Raw genomic sequence first — 23,539 nt, 5'->3', positions numbered from 1 at the left:
CTCGGTGCCCAAGTAGCTCAGTTGGTAGAGCATGCGACTGAAAATCGCAGTGTCGGTGGTTCGATTCCGCCCTTGGGCACCATTTATTCCCAAAGAAAAATCGTATAGCATAAACCGAACACTCACAGCCTGAGTAAACTGTCTTTCGTCGATCTGGAACGCGATGCGTCAGCGCGAACGATGAATGCTTCAGAACCACCGAAAATGAATTCGGTCCTGGTCCGTCGCCTGGCGACAGATTCGCTTCCGCCATATCCTCCGCCGCATAAGCGTCAGACGACCATATAAGGCAGCAGCATGTGCTGTTTTTCCAAAAATAAAAACATAATACTGCCTGGATCTCTTCAGTGAATTTTTACCACTCCACTTTTCCAAGAAATCGGTCCGCGATAAACTTTACCAGACAGTCCTCTGTATCTTTTCAAAGGCTTTTTTTCTCTATTAAAATGCAGGAACCAAATTTAGAGAGGTTTTTATGGCAAGAGTCCGCTGCATTACGATGCAAAAAAATGAAACCAAACTTTTAGAGCCATGGATAAAATACTACGGTTATTTTTTCGGATTTGAAAACCTCTATATCCTAGATAATGGATCAAATGAAAACGTAGTTTTTGAAGTATTGGAAAAATACAAAAAAGCGGGCGTCAATGTATATTACGAATACAACAAAAAAGAAGATTTTGACAAGAAAGGCGATATAATATCTGATATTATACATGGATGGGATTCAAATAATGAACCATATGACTACGTTATCCCCATAGACTGCGATGAATTTGTTGTTTTATGTGAAGAAAAAATAGAGGTAAGCAGGGAAAAGCTAAATTCATATCTTGATTCATTAAAAGGAATACAGGACGCATTTATCATCAAGAAACTATTTTTAAATATTCCTGATGACGCTGAATTTTTTACGCCAGCTGTAGTCCCAAAAAGTATGTTTGCGAGAGATACCTTGGGTCATTTGGATCACGGATTTCACCACCCCAAATCATCCAAAAGTGACGGAACCCATGTCACAAATTTGGGCTATATGCACCTCCACAACAAACAGTTTTCAGAAGTTCTACAAGCTGCAAAAGAGAAACTCATATATTATATTGATATAGAAGATAAAAATAACCTCAAAGAATATACAGGACCCGGATTACATCTTGTTGAGTACTTTTTTATGACAGAACTCGAGTACAAGAATAAATTTATCAATAAAGCCAGTATATTTATTCCAGAATTTTCATTTTTGCTAGAAGTATTAGGGGTTAGTTTATATTCTGTTTTTGGAAGTCACCAGAAATATAAAAAAACATTACCACAAACGAACAAGGGAATGCTTGTCAGATATCTAGATACAAATAAAATTTCCTATGATTTCATAGATTTTAATGAAAAAGAATATATATCCAACCACGAAGACTTGAAAAATGCTCCCATAGACCCTTTAATTCACTTCAGCGAACATGGATACAAAGAATTCAGAAAGGTAAATAAAATATTTTCATGCTCTATAAAAGAATTTAACGAGATATATAAGGAAAACTTACCCATTGAAGCCGAAGTAATCAATAAAAACAAACATGAAATACTATATTTTTCAAAAACTCATGATACTGAATAGCTTGATGATAAAATCCCGACGGCTTTAGCAAAGCAGATGGCCAATAAGAAGGCAATTGGTCATCTTCCAGAGCATGCTGCTTCAGGCAAAAAATATGGTTCTGTTATGGTCGCAAAAGCCTATATTCTTTCTCTATCGTCTCAGATAATTTTTCACGTGACGTTTGTGCTGACCACGTCTTACACGCGCTGATACAACATCTTACCTGAAATAGATTTCATGAGCGTATCTTGTCAGAGTAGTTTTTGCTCAGAAGAACATGGTACTTATACAAAAGTCTGCGTCTGCCGTGGCTCTCTTGAAAAAAGAGGGCCAAACGCCCTCTCTGTTCATTCAAATCAGCCACTCCAGGCACTATCTTCAATTTGGCAGGCGGGATTTCAGAAAACGTATGACAACGCGGAATGGGCGGGTAATACGCCAAGAGGTTGAACGGCGGACTGCATCCAGCCACATCCGGGCATCATCGCGCTCCGACACAAGAAGACGTAGCTGGTCTGCGACATTGTTAGGCACGATTTCAGAATGAGCTTTGGGAATATCGAGCTTATGCGACGTGTCGAAGAGTCGGCTCCGCAAATGGATTAGCTCTTCACGCCCCCCATGGGACATCGCAAGGCGCATTGCGTAATCTTCACAGCGTTCCTGGAGTCGAACTATCGACGTATGAAGTCTTTCCACTTCGTTTTTCAGGAAAGAGGCCTCGTGCTCGGCACGGGATCGAGCTTGCAACGCCAGTTCGAGAGCATCTGCCTTCAGGGAAGCCGATAACTCGGATGTCTTGTTTTCCTGTTCGGGGCGTGGAGCATTTTTAGTCTGCGTGTGGTTTCTGGTGGACATAAGAATTTCTTTTCTTCTTGAGAACTCAGGCCTTTTTTGTCAGCTCGGTAAAACGTTGCATCTGGCGCGCGAGGATAGTCTGGGTGTTATAATTCGTTTGGATGAACTGTTGGGCTGCAGTGGCTTTCTGTTGTGCTTCTTCGGGATTGTTTATCACGTGCCGCATCAGCCATGCCGCATGTCCAATATCCGGGTCCGCCCATTTCTGCCCCTCACCAAAGGGATATTCGCCTTTTTTGACAGGAACAAGGCGATAACCGACAGGATACCCCGTGGCCGGGGAAAGCAGATCAGTCGTAGCGGCGTAGTCTGTTGCAATGACCGGAAGCCCAAGGGCCATAGCTTCTGCAACGACCAATCCCAATCCTTCACATCGGTGAAGAGACACGACACAGTCACAACAGGTCATCAGCGAAAGAGTGTCAGCTCTAGAGAGAACACCGTTGATGAGGATGATATCAGGATCGTCACCAATGAGTTCCAGAAAAGCGTCTTCACGATCTTTGGCAAAGTCGCCGTTCATGGTCTTAATGACGAGCGTTGCACGTTTTGGGTTGCCATGATCCTGTCGCATCCGACGAAAGGCCGCTACAATGCCTTCAGGGTTCTTTCGTTCAATGAAAGACAGAAAGTCGAACGAGAAGTAGAACAGAAACGCGTCTTTAGGCAGATTATAGCGAGTCCGTGGCTGCGATACCGGAAGATCAAGCGTTAACGAAACCGGCATATAGACAACCGGCTTATCCAGTCGTCCTGCAAGCATGCGTTGAATCCAGCGGGTCTGAGCCCAGATCTCGTCAACTCCATCAAAGGCTGCCAACCATTCTGCTGGAAACTCCTCCAGTTCCCACGCCGGCATGCTAATTCTGTAACCATCATCCGTAACGGGCTGGAGATGTTCCAAAACCGCCGGGAGCTGATCTGCATTGATATTAGCGTAAAGCTGGATACGTCCTCGAACCCGATTATTCAGCAGAGAGGCACAACTCAAGTCCGATCGGTCCGAAACAACCCCAAAGGCAACGTCCACCCCTTCAACGGAGAGGCCTGACCGCGACAGACTCTGAAGAGTATGTCGTGCGACAGTTCCCACGCCGCTGGTCGTCTTGAGATAGCCTACGACCGAAATATCAGGGCGGGCGGCTGGTTTATGACCTGCACCAACCATCCGGGCAGGTCTCATCTGCCCGAAACGGCACGCTACAGGCTCAATAAGCCGGTGATCCAGGCCCTGTTCGGAGCGGGCATTCTTGACGTACCAGTGCGTCAGACTCGTGAGGTGATCTGTCCGTTCCGGATCAAGGTTAAGGCGCTGATTATCAAAGAAGTTCCAGAGGTAATGCTGGAAATTGGTGAAAACGAGGTTTTCCTTGTCCAGACTGCCTTTCGGCGCTGGCTGATGGAGATAGGCCTCGTAGGTTTCGAAGGGATCGGACGGCCAGTCGGGAGTAAATTCCCTGAACATACGCCGCACGTGCTCAGGAATTCGGGTGCCGCTATGAAAAAATCCATAAGCATAAAGCGCCGCAGGCACTTTCCCGTATCCTGCCGCAAAAAGCAGTTCGGAATACTTGTCGAGAAGATTACGCAGGGCGGGCGCAATAGTCGTCCGGAAGTGACGGCAATGCTTGCTCAGACAATCCGGATCACGCGGGTCGAAACCACTGAAATGGAAAAAGACGAGAGGTTCGCCATCGGCAGTCCACGTCTTGCCCTCCTGCTGGAACGCGACCTGAGCCAGGTTCCAGTAGGCAAGATTCATCCCGCGGTGATGGATGATATGAGCGTTAGGGGCAAAGCATGGTGCAAGATCCATGAACTTCTGATCGACAAAAATCCCCTGTTCCTGAGCGTTGATGCAGGTGCGATGAAGGCGTCTCATCCACCATCGGATCACCTCCAGAGTTTCTGCAGACCGGGAGGCTCCCAGAAAACCCAGATTATAAACGCCCGCCCGCATGATCGTGATGTCGTCGGGATCGGAAATCCCTTCTGCCGGCTTATGCAGATGTGGCGTCAGCAGAAGGGAGGCACCTTCATCAAAATGCTGGAGCAGCAGGTCCAGTCTGTTGAGCAGCAGGATATCCGGGTCGAAATAGAATACGCGATCAAAGCCACGCTCAACCAGAAGGTGCTCCATCAGGAACGGCTTGACGGCCGTATTGAATTCCATGATGTCGTATTGAAATGAAAATGTCTTGAAATCAGGAATATCAAGGGTATGCGCTTCAATAATCGACGCAGGCCCTTCGTAAAGACCATCCCAGTCAACTACTTTATCCGCCAGACCAATGAAGAGTTCAAATTCCGGATGAAGTTTCGCGACTGATTCCATGAGAACACGGGCAGCAGGCATGTAATTATTGGAACAGATTGTGAAAAGAGCAATCCGCGGAGAAGATGTTTTGCTCTTTTCAGCTCCCGACGAGGAGGGCAGGGACAGGGTATTCATAAGAGGGCTGCTGGCTCCAGTAGTAACTTCAACCACATGTTTTAGGGTTGAAATCAGCCGAATGTGTTAAAATTACTATACCATCACAAAAGTGCGTCGTAAATATTTCACACGCAATCATTGGAAAATTCAAAATTTTTTTGACTATTATTAAAATGCCTATCACTCTATTTGTATTTTTGAGCGAATATGGCACAGAACGATGGAGAAAGTGTCTATTGAAGAAGTGGTCTTGTGAATGCCGTGGGACAGGACTGGTGAAAATCCTTTTTCCTGACTTTGGTATCCCTTGGATTCGTCTGCTCCTGTGAAATCAGGCGGCTCTATCGCGCATAAAAAAGAGCCTTAAATCCCTTTTCTTGGCAGTTCGCTCCTGTGAATGGTGCACCAGCTCTGAAAACTTTCTGGCCCCGACCGATAAGGGTCCGGAAAGGCTAATTGCAAGTCTTTTCGGTCCCTGTAGATCAAACGCTCCGGACGACGGATAGGGGTGCCGTCTTCATATGTACCATAATACCAGTACCTGGCCGGGACTTCAGCAGGCTGTTGTTTGCGAATGGCTTCCCGATACCACCGCAGAAGCTCGAAGAGAGCGATGCTTTCGCTGCCATACCGCTCCAGCATGACCTCGCCCGCTGTATCCACCTTTGTGAAATGGAAAAACCTCAGGGGGGCATCAGCAGCAAAAATCTGGCCGTGACCATCAATCCGAATGGGCCTGTGACTCAGATTCCAACTCGCCACGTTGTATCCCGGGTTCCTTAGGATTGCAGGATTTTCAAAGAGAGCAGGAATCAGATCGCACCATTTTTGGTCTGTGAACAACCCATTCTCTGCATCATCCCGACAATAAGCCAAAAGTCTGTCACGCCACCATTCAGCAATACGACGTCCTTCCGGCACATTGGCAATCGCCATGAAACCCAGATTATAGATTCCACGCTTGAGAGACCCGATCTCGTTATCGACTATTCCCTGCGGATGGGTCTCTGGCTCGGTCTGATGTGGCGTCAGAACAACCGGGTGATTTTTCAACAGATCCATGACATGCATCAACGGATTGAAAATGGCGATGTCGGGGTCGATGTAAACCACGCTGTCAGCATCCGGTTTCTCCAGAAGCCTGCACAGCATTTTTCCCTTCACCGCCGTAGAGAGTTCAACAATATTATGTCTGAACATCCAGGCTGGCAGATCAGGAATGCCCAGTTCCGTGACAGAAACCACCTCGTCAAACATTTCCCGATCCATGGCCGGATCGAAAGCCTGTGGTGGAACATCACATAGACAAAGACAGAAGACCCAGTCCGGATGATGTTCGCGCACAGTTTTTGCCAGAACCCGGGCACGCCCGAGGTAGGAATAAGTAGCGCTTGTAAAGCAGTAAACCGTCAATGCGCAGTCTCCGGCACGAGGTACGAAAAAGTACCGGAACGAATGACGAGGCTTCCTGTCGCTCTACAGGAACCTGCCACCAGAGACGCTATTTCGCCTGTATTGAACAGGTCTGTGAGGTCCTTCTCGTCGCGGACAACGTGGCCAAACGTATTCCCTGAAGATGCCAGGATATCTTCAACATTCCCACTTCTCTGTGGCGCAAGAAGAAAAGCTCCCGCAGCGATAGCTTCATAAGCCTCAAGGCAGAACGCTTCCGGAGAGCGCGAGCAGTTTACGATGACATCAATCCTGTTCCGAAGAATGCATTTCTGCAGGGCATCACGATCGTCCTGCATCAGCGTTTCGGACAGAGACGTAATATTCGCAACATCCTGGGCCATTGAGCCGAGGTAAAAAAATTCATATCGCTGGTCCCCAGCAAACCGTGCAGCCAGCTTCTGGTAAATATCCCATCCTTTATGGAAGACGGGGGAGCCCATGAATCCGATCTTCAGAATACTGGTTGAGCGGCTTTCGACAGGGACTCTGGCCGTGATGAACGCATGCTCCTGAACAGATATACCGGCGATAGGTAAATCCGTTTTTTCCTGCCAGAAAGACAGCATGTAGCGCGACGGCGCCATGACTTCAGGATGCAGTGCTTCGAAAAGCTTTCTGACTCTGTGGAGATGCGCTTCTCTCTCCTCGCCGTATGCGCAGATCTGACATGCAGGAGATGTGGGTGCGGGAGCATCGCAGAACGCGATGTCATTTCTCATCAAGGTATGAGACGGACAGATCGTGGAAAAATCATGCACCCAGAAGATACTCTTCTGCACCCGCATTTGCTGCGCAATGACAGGGATGCATTCTGGCACTACTCCCAGAAGGTTGTGAATGACCAGATGACGGCTGGGATAGTGAACCTGTTGTACCGCCAGAACCTTCAACAGAGTATCGACGGCTACACGTCCAATATACTGGCCGTTTAAAGACGCAACAAACTCTCCCTGATGCAGAGGAGCAAGCATGGGGATGGCACACGATGGGAAAAGATGGAGATAGGCCCATTGATGAAAAGAAAAAGCTTGAGCCTCATCGCGAACGCAATTCCATACACCCGCTGGCGCCAGACGATAGTCATCATGACTGATTGAGACGACCAACCCCGCACCCTGATTTTGGTCCTTGCGAGCACGCTCCAGAAAAAAGGTCAGGTACTCTTCGTCAACAGCTTTTTCCTGTTCCGGAAGTTGCCACAAAGGTTCTCTATCCTGCACCGCCTGACAGTTCCTCAGAACAGCCCGCTCTATCGCATGAGGTTGAAGACGGGGCCGAATTTCGGTGGCCACATGTAACCGATAATGCAACAGAGGGTTAATGTCTGCCGCAGCAACATCCGGATTTGCCCAGAGATAATATCCGACATCAAAATCCGGACTGGGATCGCGCTTTTCCCTCCAGCCGGACGTCATGAAATGACGCAGCAGGTCCTCGTCACTTCCCGAGATGTCAGGATTGTGCCGTCGATAGAACTCAGGATCAAAATCAGCAGCCACGACATCCATACCAGAGATCAACGCATCATCGGGCGGACTCGGATTGTCCTGCACTGGTGGCAGAGCTGGCCGTCCCTCGGAACGCCCTGAAAGAGCATAATGCTCAAGCGGATTTAGCGAAGCCGAACTCACATCCGGATTGCTGTCCAGATAAAACCGCGTGTCAAAGTCAGCCGAGGGATTGTATCCCGCGCGCCATCCCACTGTCATGAAATGCGAGAAAGCATCCTGATCGGGAGGGACATCCTCCGGATAGTGCTGTCGATAATAATGTTCGTCAAAGAACTCTTTCAGGATTGCTTCCTCAGGAGATGTAGCTGACGCCTCCATTGATGATTCAGGTATGGGATTTTGCCCTTCCCCATGATCAGTCATGATACAATGTCCCACCGAATGAGATCTGCTTCAACGATTTCAGGGTTGGCTTGTATATATAAAAGTGTTCCCGGCAGCCTGTAAGGTCCAAACCGGTTTTCAGATACCGGCAGATATCAAGCATGTCTGTCAGGAAAGGCAACTGGAATCCGATCTATTAAATGGAGGGACCAGCACCTGTTCTGTTACGGATCGCGATGCCGCAGGGTTAGCCCTCCCAAGGAGTATAATACACCCATATTGTAGGTGATCTTGGACAGATCAAGCCACAAGGACTGAAACACAGGACCCGATCAAAACCCGCCTCTCCATCTGCAGGACCGTTGCATGTTCGAGGTGGATACGGACATAGTGCGGCATGAAGCGCCTCGACCCCTTTCTCATGTCCCTGATCTGCGCGATTGCGCTGGCCTCCATCCTTCCCTGCCGCGGGCAGGTGGAGCATATCCTTCAGCATGTCGTGACGATCCTCATCACGTTCATGTTCTTCTTTCAGGGCGCGAAACTCGAACGTCACGCCATTGTGGGCAGCGTGAAGGACTGGAAACTTCAGGGCAGCGTTCTGCTCTGCACGTTTGCCTTGTTCCCTTTGCTTGGGGTCGGGCTGCATCTGCTGTTCCGGGCGGTCTTTCCCGACGCGCTGTTCGGCGAAGAACTGTGGTCGGGTGTACTGTTCCTGTGCTGCCTGCCGTCCACCGTACAGTCTTCCATTGCGCTGACGTCCATTGCGAAGGGGAATGTCACGGCGGCGATCTGTGCGGCGACGGTCTCCAACATTGCCGGCATCGCGATGACGCCGCTGCTGACCGGGCTGGTGCTCGGGCATGTGGGGGCGGAGCATTCGCCACTGGGCTCCATTCTCGATGTGAGCAAGGAGCTTCTGCTGCCCTTCGCGCTGGGACAGATCCTTCAGAAATGGGTCGGGCCGATCGTGCGCAAGCACAAAATCCTGATCTCGTTTACCGACCGCGGGTCTATCGTCGTCGTGGTCTATACCGCGTTCAGTTCCGCCGTTGTGGAGGGGATCTGGCATCGCGTTTCGGGCGCGCATCTTCTGGAAGTCGCCTTGCTCGACAGTGCCATGCTGGCGCTGGTTCTGGGTCTGTCGCATCTGATGGGCAAGGGGCTTGGGCAGACAACATCAAACAGCATCGCGCTTCAGTTCTGCGGATCGAAGAAGTCTCTGGCGTCTGGCGTGCCGATGGCGAGCGTCATTTTTCCGGCAGCGTCGGTCGGCATCATCGTGCTGCCACTCATGATCTATCACCAGATCCAGCTGTTCACCTGCACGCTGCTGGCACGGCGTTATAGCACACGGTTTCTCGACACCAGCGACCAGGGCACGACAACCTCTCCGCAGCGTCGTACCGCCACACCGTAAACCTCGGAAAACAGGGCATCCGTCAGAACGTCGGACGGAGCCCCGATGCTGACAAGAGCGCCCTCCGACAGCACGGCGATCCGGGTACAGAAACGGGCGGCAAGCGCCAGATCATGCAGGATGACGGCCACGGCCTGACCCTGCGCCGCGTACCGGTTAAACAGTTCCATGACCGTCAGGGCCTGAGCAGGGTCGAGCGCTGCGACCGGTTCATCCGCCAGCAGGACGGGGGCCTCAACCGCAAGGGCCCGGGCGAGCAGAACGCGCGCACGTTCTCCCCCTGACAGACTGACGCAGGAGCGGTCCGCAAACGCACTCATCCCCACGACCTCCAGGGCCTGCTGAACGGCTGCGGCATCCTGTTCCGCCGTCGCCGTACGGCGATGGGGCAGACGGCCGAGCGCAATAACATCCCGTACGCTCATGCCGATGGCGGCCGGGGCGTCCTGCGGGAGATAGGCCAGATGCCGCCCGCGCTGTTCGGGCGGCATGGAGAACAGGTCTTGCCCGTCCAGCAGGACACGGCCGGTCTCCGGGCGGAGCAGTCCGGCCATGACGCGCAGGAATGTGCTTTTGCCTGCACCATTGGGACCGATCAGGCCGAGGACTTCGCCGGGGCGGACGTCGAGCGTGATGTCATGCAGAAGCCTGTTCCCCTGAAGGGTCAGGCTGAGTGTGTCGGTCTGGAGGATCATGATCCGCGCCTCATACCGGGCGTCCGCGCAGGCGCCAGACCTGCCAGAAAAAGACCGGCGTTCCGATCAGGGAGGTGACGACACCGAGTTGCAGTTCGGTGCCGCTGACTGGCAGCCGCACGAACAGATCCGCCGCCAGCAGCAGTGCGGCCCCTCCCAGCGCGGACGGCAGGAGCAGGCGCGAGGGGCGCGCTCCGACAAGCGGGCGCAGCAGATGCGGCATGACGAGGCCGACGAACCCGATCCCGCCCGCGACGGCCACACCGCTTCCAACCGCCAGTGCCGTTCCGATCACGACGCGCCATTGCACGGCGCGCAGGGAAAAACCCATCGTATGGGCCACGTCCTCGCCAAGGGTCAGGGCATCCAGCGAACGTCCTGTCCCAAGCAGGAACGCCGACCCGACGAGCAGACCGGGCAAAGCGATCAGAACATCATGCAGGCTCGCACGGGACAGGGACCCCATGAGCCAGTGCATGATTTCATAGGACGCATAGGGGCTCGGCACGAGATTGAGCGTCAGGGCCAGAAGGGCGGCGCTCATGGAGCCCAGAGCCGCACCGGCCAGCACCAGGACGAGTGTCCCGCCGCGCGTGAGCGCCAGAAGCAGAAGCGTTGCGAGCCCGGCGCCGGACAGGGCCGCCAGGGGGAGCGCAGGCGCCCACACGGCCGAGACGCCGGTATAAAAAACCAGTACGGCGCCGAGCGCCCCGCAGCCTGAAATGCCGAGCACACCCGGATCAGCAAGCGGATTGCGGACCAGCCCCTGAAGGGCCGCTCCTGACAGGCCAAGCGTACCGCCAACCAGCAGGGCAAGAATGACACGCGGCAGGCGGATCTGGCCGATAATGGTCGCGGCAATCGTCTCGCGGCCCTGCAGCATGTCGGACAGGCCCTGAAGGACGCCGATCCCCGCCGGGCCCGCGGCCAGCGACAGGATGGCGAGGGCCAGAACCAGCATGGCGAGAATGGCGACGGTCAGGGCGTAACGGCTCATGGTAAAGGCTCCGCGGCGGTCAGGCGATCATGTGCGGCGATCAGCGCCTCCAGTGCATCGAGCGTTTCAGGCGTGCCGCACATCGTCAGACGGCCGGGAAGCGCCAGACGATGCATGCCCGTAAAGCGTCCCTGTAGTGCGGGATGGTGAACGACATTTTCGGCCAGAGAGGCGCCTTCGGAAATCATGCCGGTCACCAGAAGGTCTGGCGGATGGGCGATCAGGGTTTCCATCGCGATGGTGCCGTCCGACCGTTCGGAGGGGGACAGGCGGAAGCCGGCGCGTTTGAGAAGATCGGAGATCAGGCCGCCCTCTTCTCCCGCAAGGTTCGCACCAACAACCGTCGCCGTCAGGATTTTTTCCGGATTGGCGGGATGGAGGCTTTCGAGGCGGGCTTCAAACACGCGGATCATGTCCGCGCCGCGTGCGTCTTCGCCGATGGCCTGGGCGACAGTGCGGATTTGAACGGGAATGTCCGCAAGGGAGGCAATCGACGGCAACTGGACGAACGGAACATGCAGGGCGTCCATCACGATCGGGACGGTCGAGCGGTGCCATGTGCCGTCCAGAACGAGGTCGGGATGGGTCGCGACGAGGTTCTCGCCGTCAGGACGCTGCACGGGATAGGTCTGTGCCAGTTCGCAGCGGACGGATTCCGCGCAGTCCGTCGCCAGCGGGCTGAGGCCGAGGATATGGGACGGGTCTGCCAGTTCGAGCAGCAGTTCGTCCGTACACAGATTGAGAGAAACGATACGGGTCCGTACCGGACCGGCACAGGCCGATCCGGCGAGGGCGCCCGACAGCAGAAGGACTGCCGCCGGGGCTGAGAGGACGTGAAGGAATGCCTTAAAGGCCAAACGTCACACCGCCGTAGAAAGACCGGCCCGGCTGGAGATAGCCGACCGGGTTTTCATAATAGCGGTTCCCCAGATTGTCGCCACGCGCAAACAGCGTGACGAAGTTCGCCAGCTTGTATTCCGCGGCGATGTTCACCGTCACGTAATCATGGCCGATCGTGCTCATGGATGTGTAGCGGTCGAGATCATGCCAGCCGCTGACATAGAGCAGGCTCGGCGTGATGCTCAGGCGCTTGGTCGGCGTCCAGATGACGCTGGCCGTGGCCTTGTGGCGGGGACGGCGCACGAGGGCCGCACCGGTGCTGCGGTCTGTGGCATCCGTCCAGGTATAGGTGCCGCGCAGATCAACGCTTTTGATGATGCGGTAATCGACAAACGCCTCAACACCATGCGTCTGGGCGCGCGCGACGTTGACATAGGTGTAGTTGTAGCCCGACAGCGCCGTGTTGATGAGATTCCGGACATGGTTGCCGTAATAGTCGGCCCCAAAGGTCAGCTTTCCGTTCAGGAGGCGCTCTTCAAACCCGGCATCGAAGCCCAGAAGGCGCTCGGCCCGCAGGTTCGGGTTCGCGAGGAAATAATAGGCTGGGTAGCTGACGAAAAGCTGGTTCAGCGACGGTCCGTGGAAGCCCGAGCCACCGCTGGCCTTCAGCGTCAGGCCCGTTCCGGGGATTTTTACGGCCGGGGCCACGCGCCATGTCACGTAATTGCCGTAACGCGAATTGTTGTCGTAGCGGATATTGGCCGAACCGAAGAGAATATCGTGCCAGTGGCCCTCAAGCTGTCCCCAAGCAGCGTTCGTCGTGGTCTGGGCGTCGATCGGCGTCAGGATGCGCTCACGGATATAATCATATCCGACGAGGAATGAGCCGTTATGGCCGAGATGCGTCAGGCCCTGCCAGTCCACTTTCAGCCGGTCACCACGGTTGGACGCGATGTCTGATTCTCCGGCCGTAATGTCGTGGCGGCGATAGGTGACGTAACCGACGCCCAGCGTCTGCTCGAACACGCCCTTGAAGGATTTCAGATGCGCCGTGCCGCGCAGAATAGCCTGTTTGAGGTCACTCTCATTCTGCTGGGCTGAGGGCAGCGCCGGATAGGAGCTGTAATCGTCGGCGACGTATTCGTAATCCGCCTGCGTCAAATGGGCCGTGAAGCCGAGATCGAAATTGTCCGTCACGTCATAGCCGAGGCGCACATTGGCCGTGCGGTTGTCGTTGCGGTTGGACGCGACGTCATGGCCGTGAACCTGCGCACGGATGGCTTTCGGCACAGACTGATAATCGCCGACATGGTTGTGCGAGACTTCGACCATATAGTGGAAGCGATGAAGCGAGCCCGAGAACCCGGCCGTCTGGTTCTTGGTGGAATAGCTGCCGCCTTCAAGCCGGACGAAGCCGTGCAGCGGCCCCTCCCCCTGTTTGGTCGTCATGTCGATGACGCCGCCCATCGCATCCGCACCGTACAGGCCGCTCTGCGGTCCGCGCAGGATTTCCACGCGGGCCAGACCGTCGGTGAGGAACTGCGCCGTATCGAACGCCCCGGCCGGAGTGGACGGATCGTTGATGTCCATTCCGTCCAGCCGCACCTTCACTTCATTGGCGTTGGTGCCGCGCATGAAGATCGACCCCGTACCCCCAGGACCACCCGTGCGCACCATGTTCAGGCCCGGCTCGCGAGCCAGAAGGTCTGCAAGGTCACGTCGCTGGAGAAGTTCAATGTCACGCTGGGTCACAACCGTAACCTGCGAGCCGACCTTGCTCAGATCCTGTGGGATGCGGTTTGCCGTCACCGTAACAGTCTCGGGGACGGACGAAGAAACGGCTTCCGGAGCAGGAGATGCCTTGGGCTTCTGGGGCTGAACCGGCTCCTGTGCCGGAACGGACGCCAGCGCCGGAACAGCGACAAGCATACTCGTCGCAAGAAGAAGGCGGGAAATACGGGGCATGGTGATAGTGATGTCTCGTCGTTCTGCGTCGCCCTCAAGAAGGAAGCAGACCCGCCATTGCGCGGTCTGACCCGGCGTTCCGATGCACCCCGCCCGGACCGTCCTTCGGACAACTCATGCTGACGGCAGGTCTCCTGGCTCATGCTCCGTCTTCAGGCCCCTTCCCGGCCTGCGCCAGTGGGTTCATGTCCTGAAACCGCGCTACCGGCCTTGTGAGGCAGCAGCCAGCATTTACAGTTGCGGGGGCAGCCGCAGTTTCACACTGCATTCCCTTTTCACCCGCACAAACGGGCACCGTCAGCTGTCATGAAGCGCCCCCCGCAGGGCAAGTCAAATACAAAAGACCCTTCGTGACGGATTTGACACAGTAAAGCCTGCAACATGGATTTCATTCCGTTACAATCTACCCTTTGCCTCGGTTTCCTGCCGCCGCCAGTGTCCCTCTCACAGACAACAGACACAGGATCAGGACACGTCATGACGCCCCCTTCTGCCGTCCGGATGACTGACGAGACCCATGCCCTTCTCGCAGGCCCCGCCGATCGCGGACCAGAGGGCTCGGGCCTTCCGCAGCGGATGTTGTGTCAACTGTTCCGGGTCCGACAGTATCCCGACGTCCATGCCCGTGCCGCTGATCTCCGGCTGCGGCTGCCGCTCGGTCGAAAACGCCTTCAGCGACTTGAGCGTATCCGGGAAGCCGGGGCCCTGTTCATTCATGTTCCCAAAAATGGCGGAACGTCGGTTTGTGATCTGCTGTATGGCGGAATCATGCTCCACGAGACATGGCGCTATTATCATCATGTGGCGCCAGAGCTCTGCCGGACGCTGCCCAGTTTTGCGATCTGGCGCGATCCGGTGAAGCGTTTCGTATCCGCATGGTCTTTTGCGCGGCGCGGTGGAACGGCGCGCGTCCGGATCCATCCCTCTGTCAGCCGCTTGTATCGCTCATTCCACACGCTGGATGATGCCATTGACCACGTGGAATCCTGTTCCTCCGTCTATGAACTGGATCACGTGTTCCGGCCCCAGAGCCTGTATGTCTGTGATCGGGAAGGCCGGCTTGCAGTCGATCAACTCTTCCCTATGGACCGGATCTCATCCCTGCCCGATCTGGTACCTGCCCTGCATGGCCGGGTCGTGCCGCATCTGAACGGCAACAGCCATGATGCGATCGCCACGCCCACGCAGGCCAAGAGGATTCGAGAGATCTACAGCGCGGATGAGGCCCTGCGTCCCGCAGGATAGGATTCCGAAACGACTTTCTCCAGAAAAACGGAATATGTCTTATAAATGTCACAATCGGCGGGGAGTTTCCTGCCGTTTATCGCCGTTCCGATGGTGAAATGTGACTAAATTGCCATACCCCCCTCATGTCATATTGTATCATGCCACATCTGATTGAAATGAGGCCTGCACTCATGCTTCTTCTCGGCTGAAAGTTCACCTGACCGAGAAAGACCGAAAACACAATGCGCCTTGCTCGCCTGCTTTCGACTTCGGCCCTGTTTGCGTTTGGTACGGTGTCGGCATTTGCCGCACCCGCAGACAGCACGGCTCCTTCTACAAAGAAGAGCCCTACGAAAGTCGCTGCTGCCGCTCCGTCCATGATGGGCAACACGGCTCCAACAGACGAACATGAAGAACATGTCTCTGTCAGCGGTCATCATTCCTATTTCGATGGCGTAACACGCCGCGATGTCGGTGGTGGCCTGATGCAGAAACAGGATGCGGCCAAATCCGTTTCGGCCATTTCCCGCGACTATATCGAAAAGCAGGCACCGGGTCAGGATCCGATGCAGCTGATCGCACTGCTTCCGGGTGCGAACGTGACGTCCTCCGATCCGGCAGGCCTGACGGGAAGCCACATGAGCGCCCGTGGTCTCGACCAGTCGCAGATGGGCTTTACGCTTGAAGGTTTCCCGATCAACGACATCGGCTCCTTCTCGGTCTATTCCCAGGAAATCGTGGACTCCGAGAACCTGCGCAAGATCAGCCTCGCACAGGGTTCCGCGGATCTCGACAGCCCGCATCTGAGCGCCACCGGCGGCGTGGTCGACATGTACATGATCGACCCGAAGATGAAGAAGGGCGGCGCATTCGACGTGTCCTATGGTTCCTATGACTACACGCGCGGTTTCCTGCGCCTGGATACCGGCAAGATTGGCCAAACCAATCTGCGCGCTTACTTCTCTGGGTCCTACGCCACGGAAGACGCCATTCATTCCGAAGCGACGAACCGCAAGCTGCATGCCGAAGCCAAGATCGTGAACGACTGGGGCGACGGAAACCGCGTCTCCCTCGCCATCGTTGGCAACCGTCTGTATAATTACCTGACCCCCACCGTGAACAAGGCGTCGTGGGAAAAATACGGCTACGGCATCAAGGACCAGTACGTCGCATCCTACAAAAATGCGGATGGTGTCACGGTTTCCAATACGGCTTTCAACGGCGTCTACAAAGACCCGACCGGCAAGACGACCTCGGCTGATTCCAGCTATTACAAGTTGCATCAGAATCCGTTCACCAACATTTATGCCAGTGCTCCGTCGACCTTCAAGCTGACGGATCATCTTGTCCTGACGGAAACTCCGTATTTCTGGTACGGCAGCGGCAGTGGGGGTGGCGCATATTCCACCCCCACCAGTTGGGGTGCGACGTCCATGAGTGGCACGCTTGATGGCAAGACGATTTCCAAAAGCGCCCTTCTTTACGAACCGTCCATCACGACGACTTATCGTCCGGGTGCCGTTACAAAGCTGACGCTCACCACTGGCGCCAACCGCCTTATGGTCGGATACTGGTTTGAATATGCCAAGCAGTCCCAGACCGCTCCTGCCACGGGCATCGGCGCAGATGGTACGCCTTGGGATATCTGGGGCGGTGGACCGAACTATGTCTTCAATGACGGTACAACCTACCAGTATCGTCAGAGCCTGACGCAGACGCGCACGCACACGATGTTCATCGGTGACAGCATCTCGCTACTGCACAACAAACTGACCATCGACGCCGGGCTGAAATATGCCATCGTTACCCGCGATGCTCATAACATGCTGCCTGATACGTCGACCGGACCTTACATCAACAAGTCTTATTACGAGCCACTGCCCACCGCCTCGATCCGTTATCAGATCAACCCGGAAATGCAGGTTTTCGTCTCGGGGTCCACGAACTTCCGTATCCCGACGAACTACTCGCTTTATGATGCCGGAGCTTACTACAAGCCGGGTGGTTACAGCACGCAGGGCTCCACGAACCTACAGCCTGAAATCTCAATTTCGGAAGAAGCTGGCTGGCGCTACACAGGACCGACGGTCATGGCCTCGGTTACGTATTTCCATTACAACTTCACGAACCGCTTCTTCTCCCAGAGCGAGTGTCTGAACGAAAGCTGCAGCAATTACGCTACTGGCAGCATCAATGCCGGCGGTCAGAGCACAAACGGTGTGGACGCAGAAATCGGAACACGTCCGATCTTCTATCACATCCGCCCTTATGCCTCGTTCGAATATGTTGACGCCCGCACGACCAGCAACCTCCGTGGTGGCAGCGGCAAAAATATCGACTACCTGCCGACAAGCGGTAAGTTCGCGCCTGAAACCCCGAAGTATCAGGTTGGCTTCAACCTGGACTATGACGACGGCAACATTTTCGGCGCCTACAAGCTCAAATATGTCGCCAAGCAGTACTCCACGTTCATGAACGACGAGAGCATTCCCGGCTACGTCAAAATGGACATTACCGTGGGCTACCGCTTCAAGAACCTCGGCATCCTTCAGGCACCGAACGTCAAGCTGAACCTGACCAATATTGCCAACAAGCAGTATCTGGGTTTCCCGGTCGGCATTCAGACCAACGCGACGACACAGCGTGGCATTTTCGGCACTTCCGTAAAGGGGTCCGCTCCGACCTACATGTACGCGGCACCGTTCGCCGCAATCGGTTCCGTCAGCGCTGGTTTCTGATCCTTCAGATTTTGCTGACCCTGAATGCCCCATGCCGGTCTCCGGCATGGGGTTTTTCATGACCGGAAACGCCCGGTCGGGAAGGCTCTGCGCACTTGCACTCCACCCGCCGATATGGCCATTTAAGAGCGCGCCAAAGACGAGAAGGATCCACGGTGGGCAGAACGAAAACGACGGACAGGTCAGCTCTGGATATCTATCTGGGCGCTCTTCGGGATCATCTGTCCATTGAATCCAAGGCCATCGAGACCGCGCTTTCTGAGCTTCCGGTGTGTGAGCGGTATCCGGGGCTGTGCCGGCGGATGGAGCAGGATCTGGCGATGGGCCGGAGCCATGCGCGGGAGATCACGATCCTTCTGTCCCGACACGGGCACCCTGCCCCGGTTCCGCATGAGACGGTTTCGTCCATTCTCAGCACCGTCTCGGGGCTGCTGCATGGCGGCGAAGCGCGGGATGTTCTGAAGAACGTGCTGGCGACGAGTGGATACCGGGCGCATCAGATCACGTCTCTTCAGATGCTGATCGTACTGGCGCGGCAGCTGGGTTTTGCGCAGGATGCGTCGGCGCTGGAATGTCTGAAGGACGAAGAGACGGCTTCGGCCGAGGCGCTTGCGGGCCTGATGCCGGACATCGTGTCGCAGTATCTGGCCGCCGCCTGATCCCGGCGGAGCTGCTTGCAAGACATCGTGGAGGGCGTAAACTTCGCGGATGTCCTCTTTCCGCTTTCTCCATGCTGCTGACATTCACCTCGACAGCCCCCTGAGAGGGCTGAGCCGTTACGAGGGGCTTCCCGAAGCGGAAATCCGTGGGTCCACGCGGCGCGCGCTGGACCGACTGGTCGAAACGGCGCTAAGTGAAAAAGTCGATTTCGTTATTCTGGCGGGGGACCTGTATGACGGGACCTGGCAGGACGTGGGGACCGGGCTTTACATGCTCAAGGCCCTGAGCCGGCTGGTTCAGGCGGGCATCCGGGTCGTGACGCTGTCGGGCAATCATGATGCGCAGTCGGTCATTGCGCGGGAACTGCCGCTGCCGGACGGGATCGACCATTTTTCCTATGAGGCCCCGCAGACATTTCACTGGCCGGAACTCGGGGTGGCGTTGCATGGGCAGAGTTTCCGCGACCGTCATGTCCCGCATGACATGACGCGGGCCTATCCCGCACCCATCGCGGGGTGTTTCAATATTGGTGTGCTGCATACGTCGCTGTCGGGGTATGGGGAGCACGAGACCTATGCGCCCTGCTCCGTCGAAACGCTGGCGGCGAAGGGATATGATTACTGGGCGCTGGGGCATGTGCATGCGCGCGAAATCGTCTGTGAACATCCATGTATCGTGTTTCCGGGTGTGCTTCAGGGGCGTCATGCGCGCGAGATCGGGGCCTGTGGCTGTGCGCTGGTGAGCGTTGAGGACGGGATCGTTCGTTCGGTCGGTTTCGTGGACTGTGATGTCGTGCGGTGGTGTCGGCTGGAGTTGGATATCAGCGACATGCAGAGCATGGACGCGGTTCGGGGGGCCGCGCGGCGGGAGATGGAACGCGCCCTTTCCGAAGCAGAAGGACGGACGGTGATTGCGCGGGTCGTCCTGACGGGACGCAGCGTTCTGCATGACCGGTTATGGGCGTCGCAGGGCTGGGAGGACGATCTGCGGGGCATTGCGGTGTCGATGGCGCAGGAATCCGCCAACGGAAGGGCGCAGATTGCGCTGGAAAAAATCCGTAACGAGACGTCTGCGCCCCTGCTTCGGAGCGGCGTGGCGGAAACGCGGGAGCTTGATCTGGCGCTGGAAGGGTTGATGCGGGACGAGACGTTTCTGGCGTCCCTGCCCGACGCTTTTGAAGGGTTTTTCTCTGCCCTGCCCGCCTGTGTGGAGCGCGACAGTCTGATGCCGGAGGGGCAGTTTCCCCTTGAACAGGCGCGTACGGCGTTAAGGGCGCGCCTGTTGGGGGAGACGGAATAATGCGGTTCGAACGCCTTGATCTTCTGCGCTATGGCGGATTTCAGGAGACCACACTGAATTTTCCGAAAGGAGCGCGGGACCTGCACGTCATTTATGGCGCGAATGAAGCCGGGAAATCGACGACGCTCTGTGCGATCCGGGATTTCCTGTTCGGGTTTCCGTTTAAAATTTCCGGTGCGGACTGGATGACGGCGGCGTCGCTGCTGCGGGTCGGGGCCAGTCTGGAGCAGGACGGGACGGTTTTTGAGGGCGTGCGGCGGCGTCCAACGCGGAACCAAACATTGTTTGCGGCGGATGACAGAACACCGCTGGATGATTTGCAATTGCGGACCTGGCTGGGCGGGCTGGATTCGAAGGGATTTGAGGCAGCCTGGGCGCTGGATCATACGCGCCTGCGTGAGGGGGGCGAGGAAATGCGCCGCCTGAAAGACGATGCCGGACTTCAGATCCTGGCGGCCGGGCTGGGACTTGAAGGTGTTGGAAAACTGAGCACGACGCTTCAGGAAGATGTCGGTTCGGAATGGAAATCCGGACGCGCACGCTCGGCGCTGCAACAGGCCAGACTGAAGCTGACGGCGTTGCAGACGGCCCTGCGGAGCGACACGACAACAGTCAGAAAACTGTCTGTTGCGAATAAGGAACTTTCTGAGTCAGAAACAGAAAAACAGACCTGCGACGAAGCGATGCAGGAACTGGGCGCGCGCCGTAGAACCAATTCCCGCCTGAAAATGACATCCGTTCCTTTTCGGAAACTAAATCAGATCGAAACGGAAATCAGGTCTTTTCCGAGCTGGGATCTGACAATTGAAGATTGCATCCGCTTTGAGAACATTCTTGAATCGTTATGGAATAAAGAACATGATGCTTCGGTTTCGCGACAGAAATTCGAGACGCTATGCGCGCAAATTCGGGATTTTGGTGATGCGCGCCCTGTCCTTGCGGAACAGGACTCCATCAGGACTCTTCTGGGACGGGGCGCGCTGATTGCGCGTCTTGAAACGGCGGTGGAAGAACGGAAAGCGCGCCTGACGCGGGATGCGATTTCGCTGGAACAGTTCTGGGCGCGGCATGGCTGTGAGGCCGGTGTGCTGCCAGATCTGGAAGAACTGGACGATCTGGACCAGCGGCTTCAGGCACGCACTCTTTTGCACACGCAGGAACAGGATCTGCGGGCGCGGCTTCAGGAGACGGAGCAGACCCTGAATATCCTGCATCCCGATTCCGTTTCGGAGGCGGATGAAAAATCCTCTCCCGAAACGCTGCGTCTGTTCCGGCTGGAACTGGATGAGGCCCGCAGTCTGGGCGCGCTGGATGACCGGATCGACAGTCTGTCCGCCGAAGTTTTGCGGCAGGAGGACGCCACGGCTGCGGCTTATGGGGCGCTGGTACCCTGGCGTGCACGCACGGCCGATCGCAAGGCGGATCTGACGGCGATCGCGTTGCCGGACGGGGCGGTTCTGGAAGACGAAGCGCGGCTCTGGACGGCGCTGGACGAGCAGCGGCGCGTTGCACGGAACGAAGAACAGGCGACGGAAACGGAAAAGGCGCGTCTGGCGCAGCAGTGCCGGCGGCTGGAAGAAGACGGGCAGGCTGTGTCGTGGGAGCAGCTTTCCGCGGCGCGACTGGAACGCGACCGGCTCTGGCAGAGCATGGAGCAGAATTTTCACTCTGGCGGCTGTCCTGCGCAGGTGACGCGGGAGGCGTTCGGGGTTCTGATCCAGAATGCGGACAGTCTGGCGGACCGGCGTCATGCGCATGCCGAGCAATCGGCGCAGCTTGCGACCTTGTTGCGGCAGGGGGAGGACCTTACGCTTCGGGCGGAGGAAGCCCGTCGACGGGGGATGCGGGCGCGGGACGAACTGGACCGGCGCCATGCCGCGTGGAGCGCTTTGCTGGAAACATTCGGAGCGCCGGTGCTGCCTCCCGCGTCTTTGCAGGTCTGGATGGTTCGGCGGCAGGAGGCTCTGGCAGCCGAAGAGGTTTTGCAGAGCGCAAGGAGGCAGCTTCAGGCCGCGACGGACAGCCGGGCCGATATGAGCCGAAGGTTGCGGGTTTTTGACGCGGAATGTGCGTCCGAGCGGCTGGCGGTTCAGATCCGGCAGGCCGCGTCTTTGCTGGAACGGGACGAGGAAGCGGCGCGGCAGGCGGAGGCGCGGAAAAAGGATCGTCTTCAGCGGCAGGAGGCCCTGATCAAAGGGCGGGAAGCCCTATCCGGCGTGGAGCAGAAGCTGGCGCTTTGGGAAGAAGACTGGGCACGCGCCTGCCGGGACTGCGGCTATCCGGGGCGGGCGGAGCGGGCTGATCTGCGGGATGTGACGGAGGCGCGCACGATCCGGCTGCGCCTGGACAGCGAGCAGAAGGAGCAGGATTCCGAGACACGCGATATCGCGGCGTTCCATACCGAACTGGCGGCGTTTCTTCAGCGCTACGGGCAGGGATCCGCGGCGGAGCTTGAACAGTTTCTGCGTCTGGAGCAGGAGCGCGAGCGGGAACGGAAATCCGTTCTGCAGCAGCACGCGGCTCTGGCGGACGAGATTGCGCAGGCCGATCTGCGGATCGTGGAACTGGAGCAGGGGCTGGACCCCGTGCGTCGTCTTCTGGGGCTTGGGGCGGATGAGGACCTGCGCCATGCGCTGTCCCGCGCGCGGGAGCGGGCGGCGTTGTGCGACAGGCGCGACGAGTTGCGGGAGCAGATTCTTCAGGCCGGGAATGGCCGGTCGCTTGAGGTGCTTGTGGAGGAGGCGCGGGCGACGGACCCGGAGCAGCTTGAGCAGGATTTCGAAGACATCGAAGCTGAAACGATGGCGCTCGATGCCCGCAGGTCGGAAGTCACGGAACGGCTGTTGCGGGCGCGGAGCGTGCTGGCGGAACTGGAAAATGCCCGGGGCGTGCATGAGGTCGCGGAAGAAATTCAGGAGACGGAAGCGGAAATTGCCGAGCGGGCCAGCCGGTATGTGTCGCTCCGGCTTCAGCAACTGATGCTGTCACGACTGGTGGAGCAGGGACGACAGCAGGCGCATGGGCCCTTGCTGTCGCGGGCGGGCACCCTGTTTTCGCAGCTGACGCTTGGGCGTTATGAAGGGCTTGTGACCGAAGAAAGCGGGTCGGACGGGCTGGTTCTGGCGGGGCAGCGCCCGGCGAGCACGACGCCCGTTCCGGTTCAGGCCATGAGCGAGGGCACGCGCGACCAGCTTTATCTGGCGCTGCGTCTGGCGTCGGTCGAGCAGGCTCTGGCGCGGGGCATTCGTCTGCCTTTTCTTGCGGATGATCTGTTCGTGACGTTTGACGAAGAGCGCACAGCCGCAGGGCTAAAGATACTGGCAGAGCTTTCAGAGAAAACGCAGGTTCTGTTTTTTACCCACCACGGGTATATAATCAATAATTCAAAAGAAATTCCATATTCTATAGAAATATAATTTTTTATAAAAAAATATTTACTTGTTCCGAAAACAAAATTTAAGTCGCCTTGAGATTCCTCTTTGACGACACAGTATGAAATACGGGCCAACTATTTCCATT

14 protein-coding genes, 1 tRNA gene, 1 pseudogene and 1 riboswitch are annotated in these 23,539 nt (G+C 56.3%); of the genes and pseudogenes, 8 read left to right on the top strand and 8 right to left on the bottom strand.

Annotated elements, in window-relative coordinates; genetic code table 11:
- Positions 1 to 6 precede the first annotated feature (6 nt).
- Positions 7 to 82, top strand: a tRNA-Phe gene (locus GAL01_RS08300).
- A gap of 393 nt (positions 83 to 475) precedes the next feature.
- Positions 476 to 1,615: a glycosyltransferase family 2 protein gene (locus GAL01_RS08295; RefSeq protein ID WP_062032831.1), complete on the top strand. Its 1,140-nt coding sequence runs from the start codon at positions 476 to 478 to the stop codon at positions 1,613 to 1,615.
- Between the two features lie 360 nt (positions 1,616 to 1,975).
- On the opposite strand, the gene GAL01_RS08290 is transcribed toward GAL01_RS08295, so the two are convergent.
- The 4 genes from GAL01_RS08290 to GAL01_RS08275 form a co-directional block, all read right to left on the bottom strand.
- On the bottom strand, positions 1,976 to 2,455 hold the full coding sequence (locus GAL01_RS08290) for a hypothetical protein (protein ID WP_062032826.1): 480 nt from the start codon (positions 2,453 to 2,455) through the stop codon (positions 1,976 to 1,978).
- Between the two features lie 25 nt (positions 2,456 to 2,480).
- Complete coding sequence (locus tag GAL01_RS08285; protein ID WP_062032823.1) at positions 2,481 to 4,907, bottom strand: glycosyltransferase family 4 protein; 2,427 nt, start codon at positions 4,905 to 4,907, stop codon at positions 2,481 to 2,483.
- 345 nt (positions 4,908 to 5,252) lie between these two features.
- Positions 5,253 to 6,146, bottom strand: a complete 894-nt coding sequence (locus GAL01_RS08280; protein WP_231865425.1) for a hypothetical protein — start codon at positions 6,144 to 6,146, stop codon at positions 5,253 to 5,255.
- Between the two features lie 152 nt (positions 6,147 to 6,298).
- On the bottom strand, positions 6,299 to 8,218 hold the full coding sequence (locus GAL01_RS08275; protein WP_145995612.1) for a glycosyltransferase: 1,920 nt from the start codon (positions 8,216 to 8,218) through the stop codon (positions 6,299 to 6,301).
- A 358-nt stretch (positions 8,219 to 8,576) separates the two neighbouring features.
- On the opposite strand from GAL01_RS08275, the gene GAL01_RS08270 reads away from it, so the two are divergent.
- The gene (locus tag GAL01_RS08270) at positions 8,577 to 9,599 is read left to right on the top strand and encodes a bile acid:sodium symporter family protein (RefSeq protein WP_062032813.1); all 1,023 of its coding nucleotides are present in this window, start codon (positions 8,577 to 8,579) and stop codon (positions 9,597 to 9,599) included.
- Here GAL01_RS08270 and GAL01_RS08265 read toward each other — a convergent pair.
- From GAL01_RS08265 to GAL01_RS08250, 4 genes and pseudogenes are all read right to left on the bottom strand, one after another.
- Positions 9,524 to 10,231: pseudogene (locus GAL01_RS08265) on the bottom strand (ABC transporter ATP-binding protein); the annotation flags it as partial. The gene GAL01_RS08270 and the pseudogene GAL01_RS08265 sit on opposite strands and share 76 nt — an antisense overlap.
- A gap of 73 nt (positions 10,232 to 10,304) precedes the next feature.
- Positions 10,305 to 11,291: a FecCD family ABC transporter permease gene (locus GAL01_RS08260; protein ID WP_062032803.1), complete on the bottom strand. Its 987-nt coding sequence runs from the start codon at positions 11,289 to 11,291 to the stop codon at positions 10,305 to 10,307.
- Positions 11,288 to 12,148, bottom strand: a complete 861-nt coding sequence (locus GAL01_RS08255) for an ABC transporter substrate-binding protein (RefSeq protein WP_062032800.1) — start codon at positions 12,146 to 12,148, stop codon at positions 11,288 to 11,290. The genes GAL01_RS08260 and GAL01_RS08255 overlap by 4 nt, the downstream gene beginning before the upstream one ends.
- Positions 12,138 to 14,096: a TonB-dependent receptor plug domain-containing protein gene (locus tag GAL01_RS08250; RefSeq protein WP_082790805.1), complete on the bottom strand. Its 1,959-nt coding sequence runs from the start codon at positions 14,094 to 14,096 to the stop codon at positions 12,138 to 12,140. The genes GAL01_RS08255 and GAL01_RS08250 overlap by 11 nt, the downstream gene beginning before the upstream one ends.
- A gap of 107 nt (positions 14,097 to 14,203) precedes the next feature.
- Positions 14,204 to 14,410: riboswitch (cobalamin riboswitch) on the bottom strand.
- Positions 14,411 to 14,573: 163 nt separating this feature from the next.
- Here GAL01_RS08250 and GAL01_RS08245 point away from each other — a divergent pair.
- From GAL01_RS08245 to GAL01_RS08225, 5 genes are all read left to right on the top strand, one after another.
- Complete coding sequence (locus tag GAL01_RS08245; protein WP_231865424.1) at positions 14,574 to 15,341, top strand: sulfotransferase family protein; 768 nt, start codon at positions 14,574 to 14,576, stop codon at positions 15,339 to 15,341.
- A 224-nt stretch (positions 15,342 to 15,565) separates the two neighbouring features.
- Entirely contained in the window at positions 15,566 to 18,061 is a 2,496-nt protein-coding gene (locus tag GAL01_RS08240; protein WP_062032797.1) for a TonB-dependent receptor, read from the top strand.
- Between the two features lie 155 nt (positions 18,062 to 18,216).
- Complete coding sequence (locus tag GAL01_RS08235; protein ID WP_062032794.1) at positions 18,217 to 18,720, top strand: DUF892 family protein; 504 nt, start codon at positions 18,217 to 18,219, stop codon at positions 18,718 to 18,720.
- Positions 18,721 to 18,769: 49 nt separating this feature from the next.
- A complete protein-coding gene (locus GAL01_RS08230) occupies positions 18,770 to 20,020 on the top strand; it encodes a metallophosphoesterase family protein (RefSeq protein WP_062032789.1) in 1,251 nt (416 codons plus the stop codon).
- Positions 20,020 to 23,436 (top strand): AAA family ATPase, encoded by a 3,417-nt coding sequence (locus tag GAL01_RS08225; RefSeq protein ID WP_062032784.1) that lies wholly within the window; start codon positions 20,020 to 20,022, stop codon positions 23,434 to 23,436. The genes GAL01_RS08230 and GAL01_RS08225 overlap by 1 nt, the downstream gene beginning before the upstream one ends.
- Positions 23,437 to 23,539 lie beyond the last annotated feature (103 nt).

The sequence above is a fragment of the Gluconobacter albidus genome (assembly GCF_002723915.1).
GTDB lineage: Bacteria > Pseudomonadota > Alphaproteobacteria > Acetobacterales > Acetobacteraceae > Gluconobacter > Gluconobacter albidus.
This window is presented reverse-complemented; position numbering and strand designations above follow the sequence as displayed.

What these genes read in the sequence shown, in the direction of transcription:
- GAL01_RS08245 (WP_231865424.1), top strand. Translation starts at nt 14,574, where the DNA reads ATGACGCCCCCTTCTGCCGTCCGGATGACTGACGAGACCCATGCCCTT.
- GAL01_RS08230 (WP_062032789.1), top strand. Translation starts at nt 18,770, where the DNA reads ATGTCCTCTTTCCGCTTTCTCCATGCTGCTGACATTCACCTCGACAGC.
- GAL01_RS08285 (WP_062032823.1), bottom strand. Translation starts at nt 4,907, where the DNA reads ATGAATACCCTGTCCCTGCCCTCCTCGTCGGGAGCTGAAAAGAGCAAA.
- GAL01_RS08275 (WP_145995612.1), bottom strand. Translation starts at nt 8,218, where the DNA reads ATGACTGATCATGGGGAAGGGCAAAATCCCATACCTGAATCATCAATG.
- GAL01_RS08240 (WP_062032797.1), top strand. Translation starts at nt 15,566, where the DNA reads ATGCGCCTTGCTCGCCTGCTTTCGACTTCGGCCCTGTTTGCGTTTGGT.
- GAL01_RS08270 (WP_062032813.1), top strand. Translation starts at nt 8,577, where the DNA reads ATGAAGCGCCTCGACCCCTTTCTCATGTCCCTGATCTGCGCGATTGCG.
- GAL01_RS08295 (WP_062032831.1), top strand. Translation starts at nt 476, where the DNA reads ATGGCAAGAGTCCGCTGCATTACGATGCAAAAAAATGAAACCAAACTT.
- GAL01_RS08225 (WP_062032784.1), top strand. Translation starts at nt 20,020, where the DNA reads ATGCGGTTCGAACGCCTTGATCTTCTGCGCTATGGCGGATTTCAGGAG.
- GAL01_RS08260 (WP_062032803.1), bottom strand. Translation starts at nt 11,291, where the DNA reads ATGAGCCGTTACGCCCTGACCGTCGCCATTCTCGCCATGCTGGTTCTG.
- GAL01_RS08250 (WP_082790805.1), bottom strand. Translation starts at nt 14,096, where the DNA reads ATGCCCCGTATTTCCCGCCTTCTTCTTGCGACGAGTATGCTTGTCGCT.
- GAL01_RS08290 (WP_062032826.1), bottom strand. Translation starts at nt 2,455, where the DNA reads ATGTCCACCAGAAACCACACGCAGACTAAAAATGCTCCACGCCCCGAA.
- GAL01_RS08280 (WP_231865425.1), bottom strand. Translation starts at nt 6,146, where the DNA reads ATGTTTGACGAGGTGGTTTCTGTCACGGAACTGGGCATTCCTGATCTG.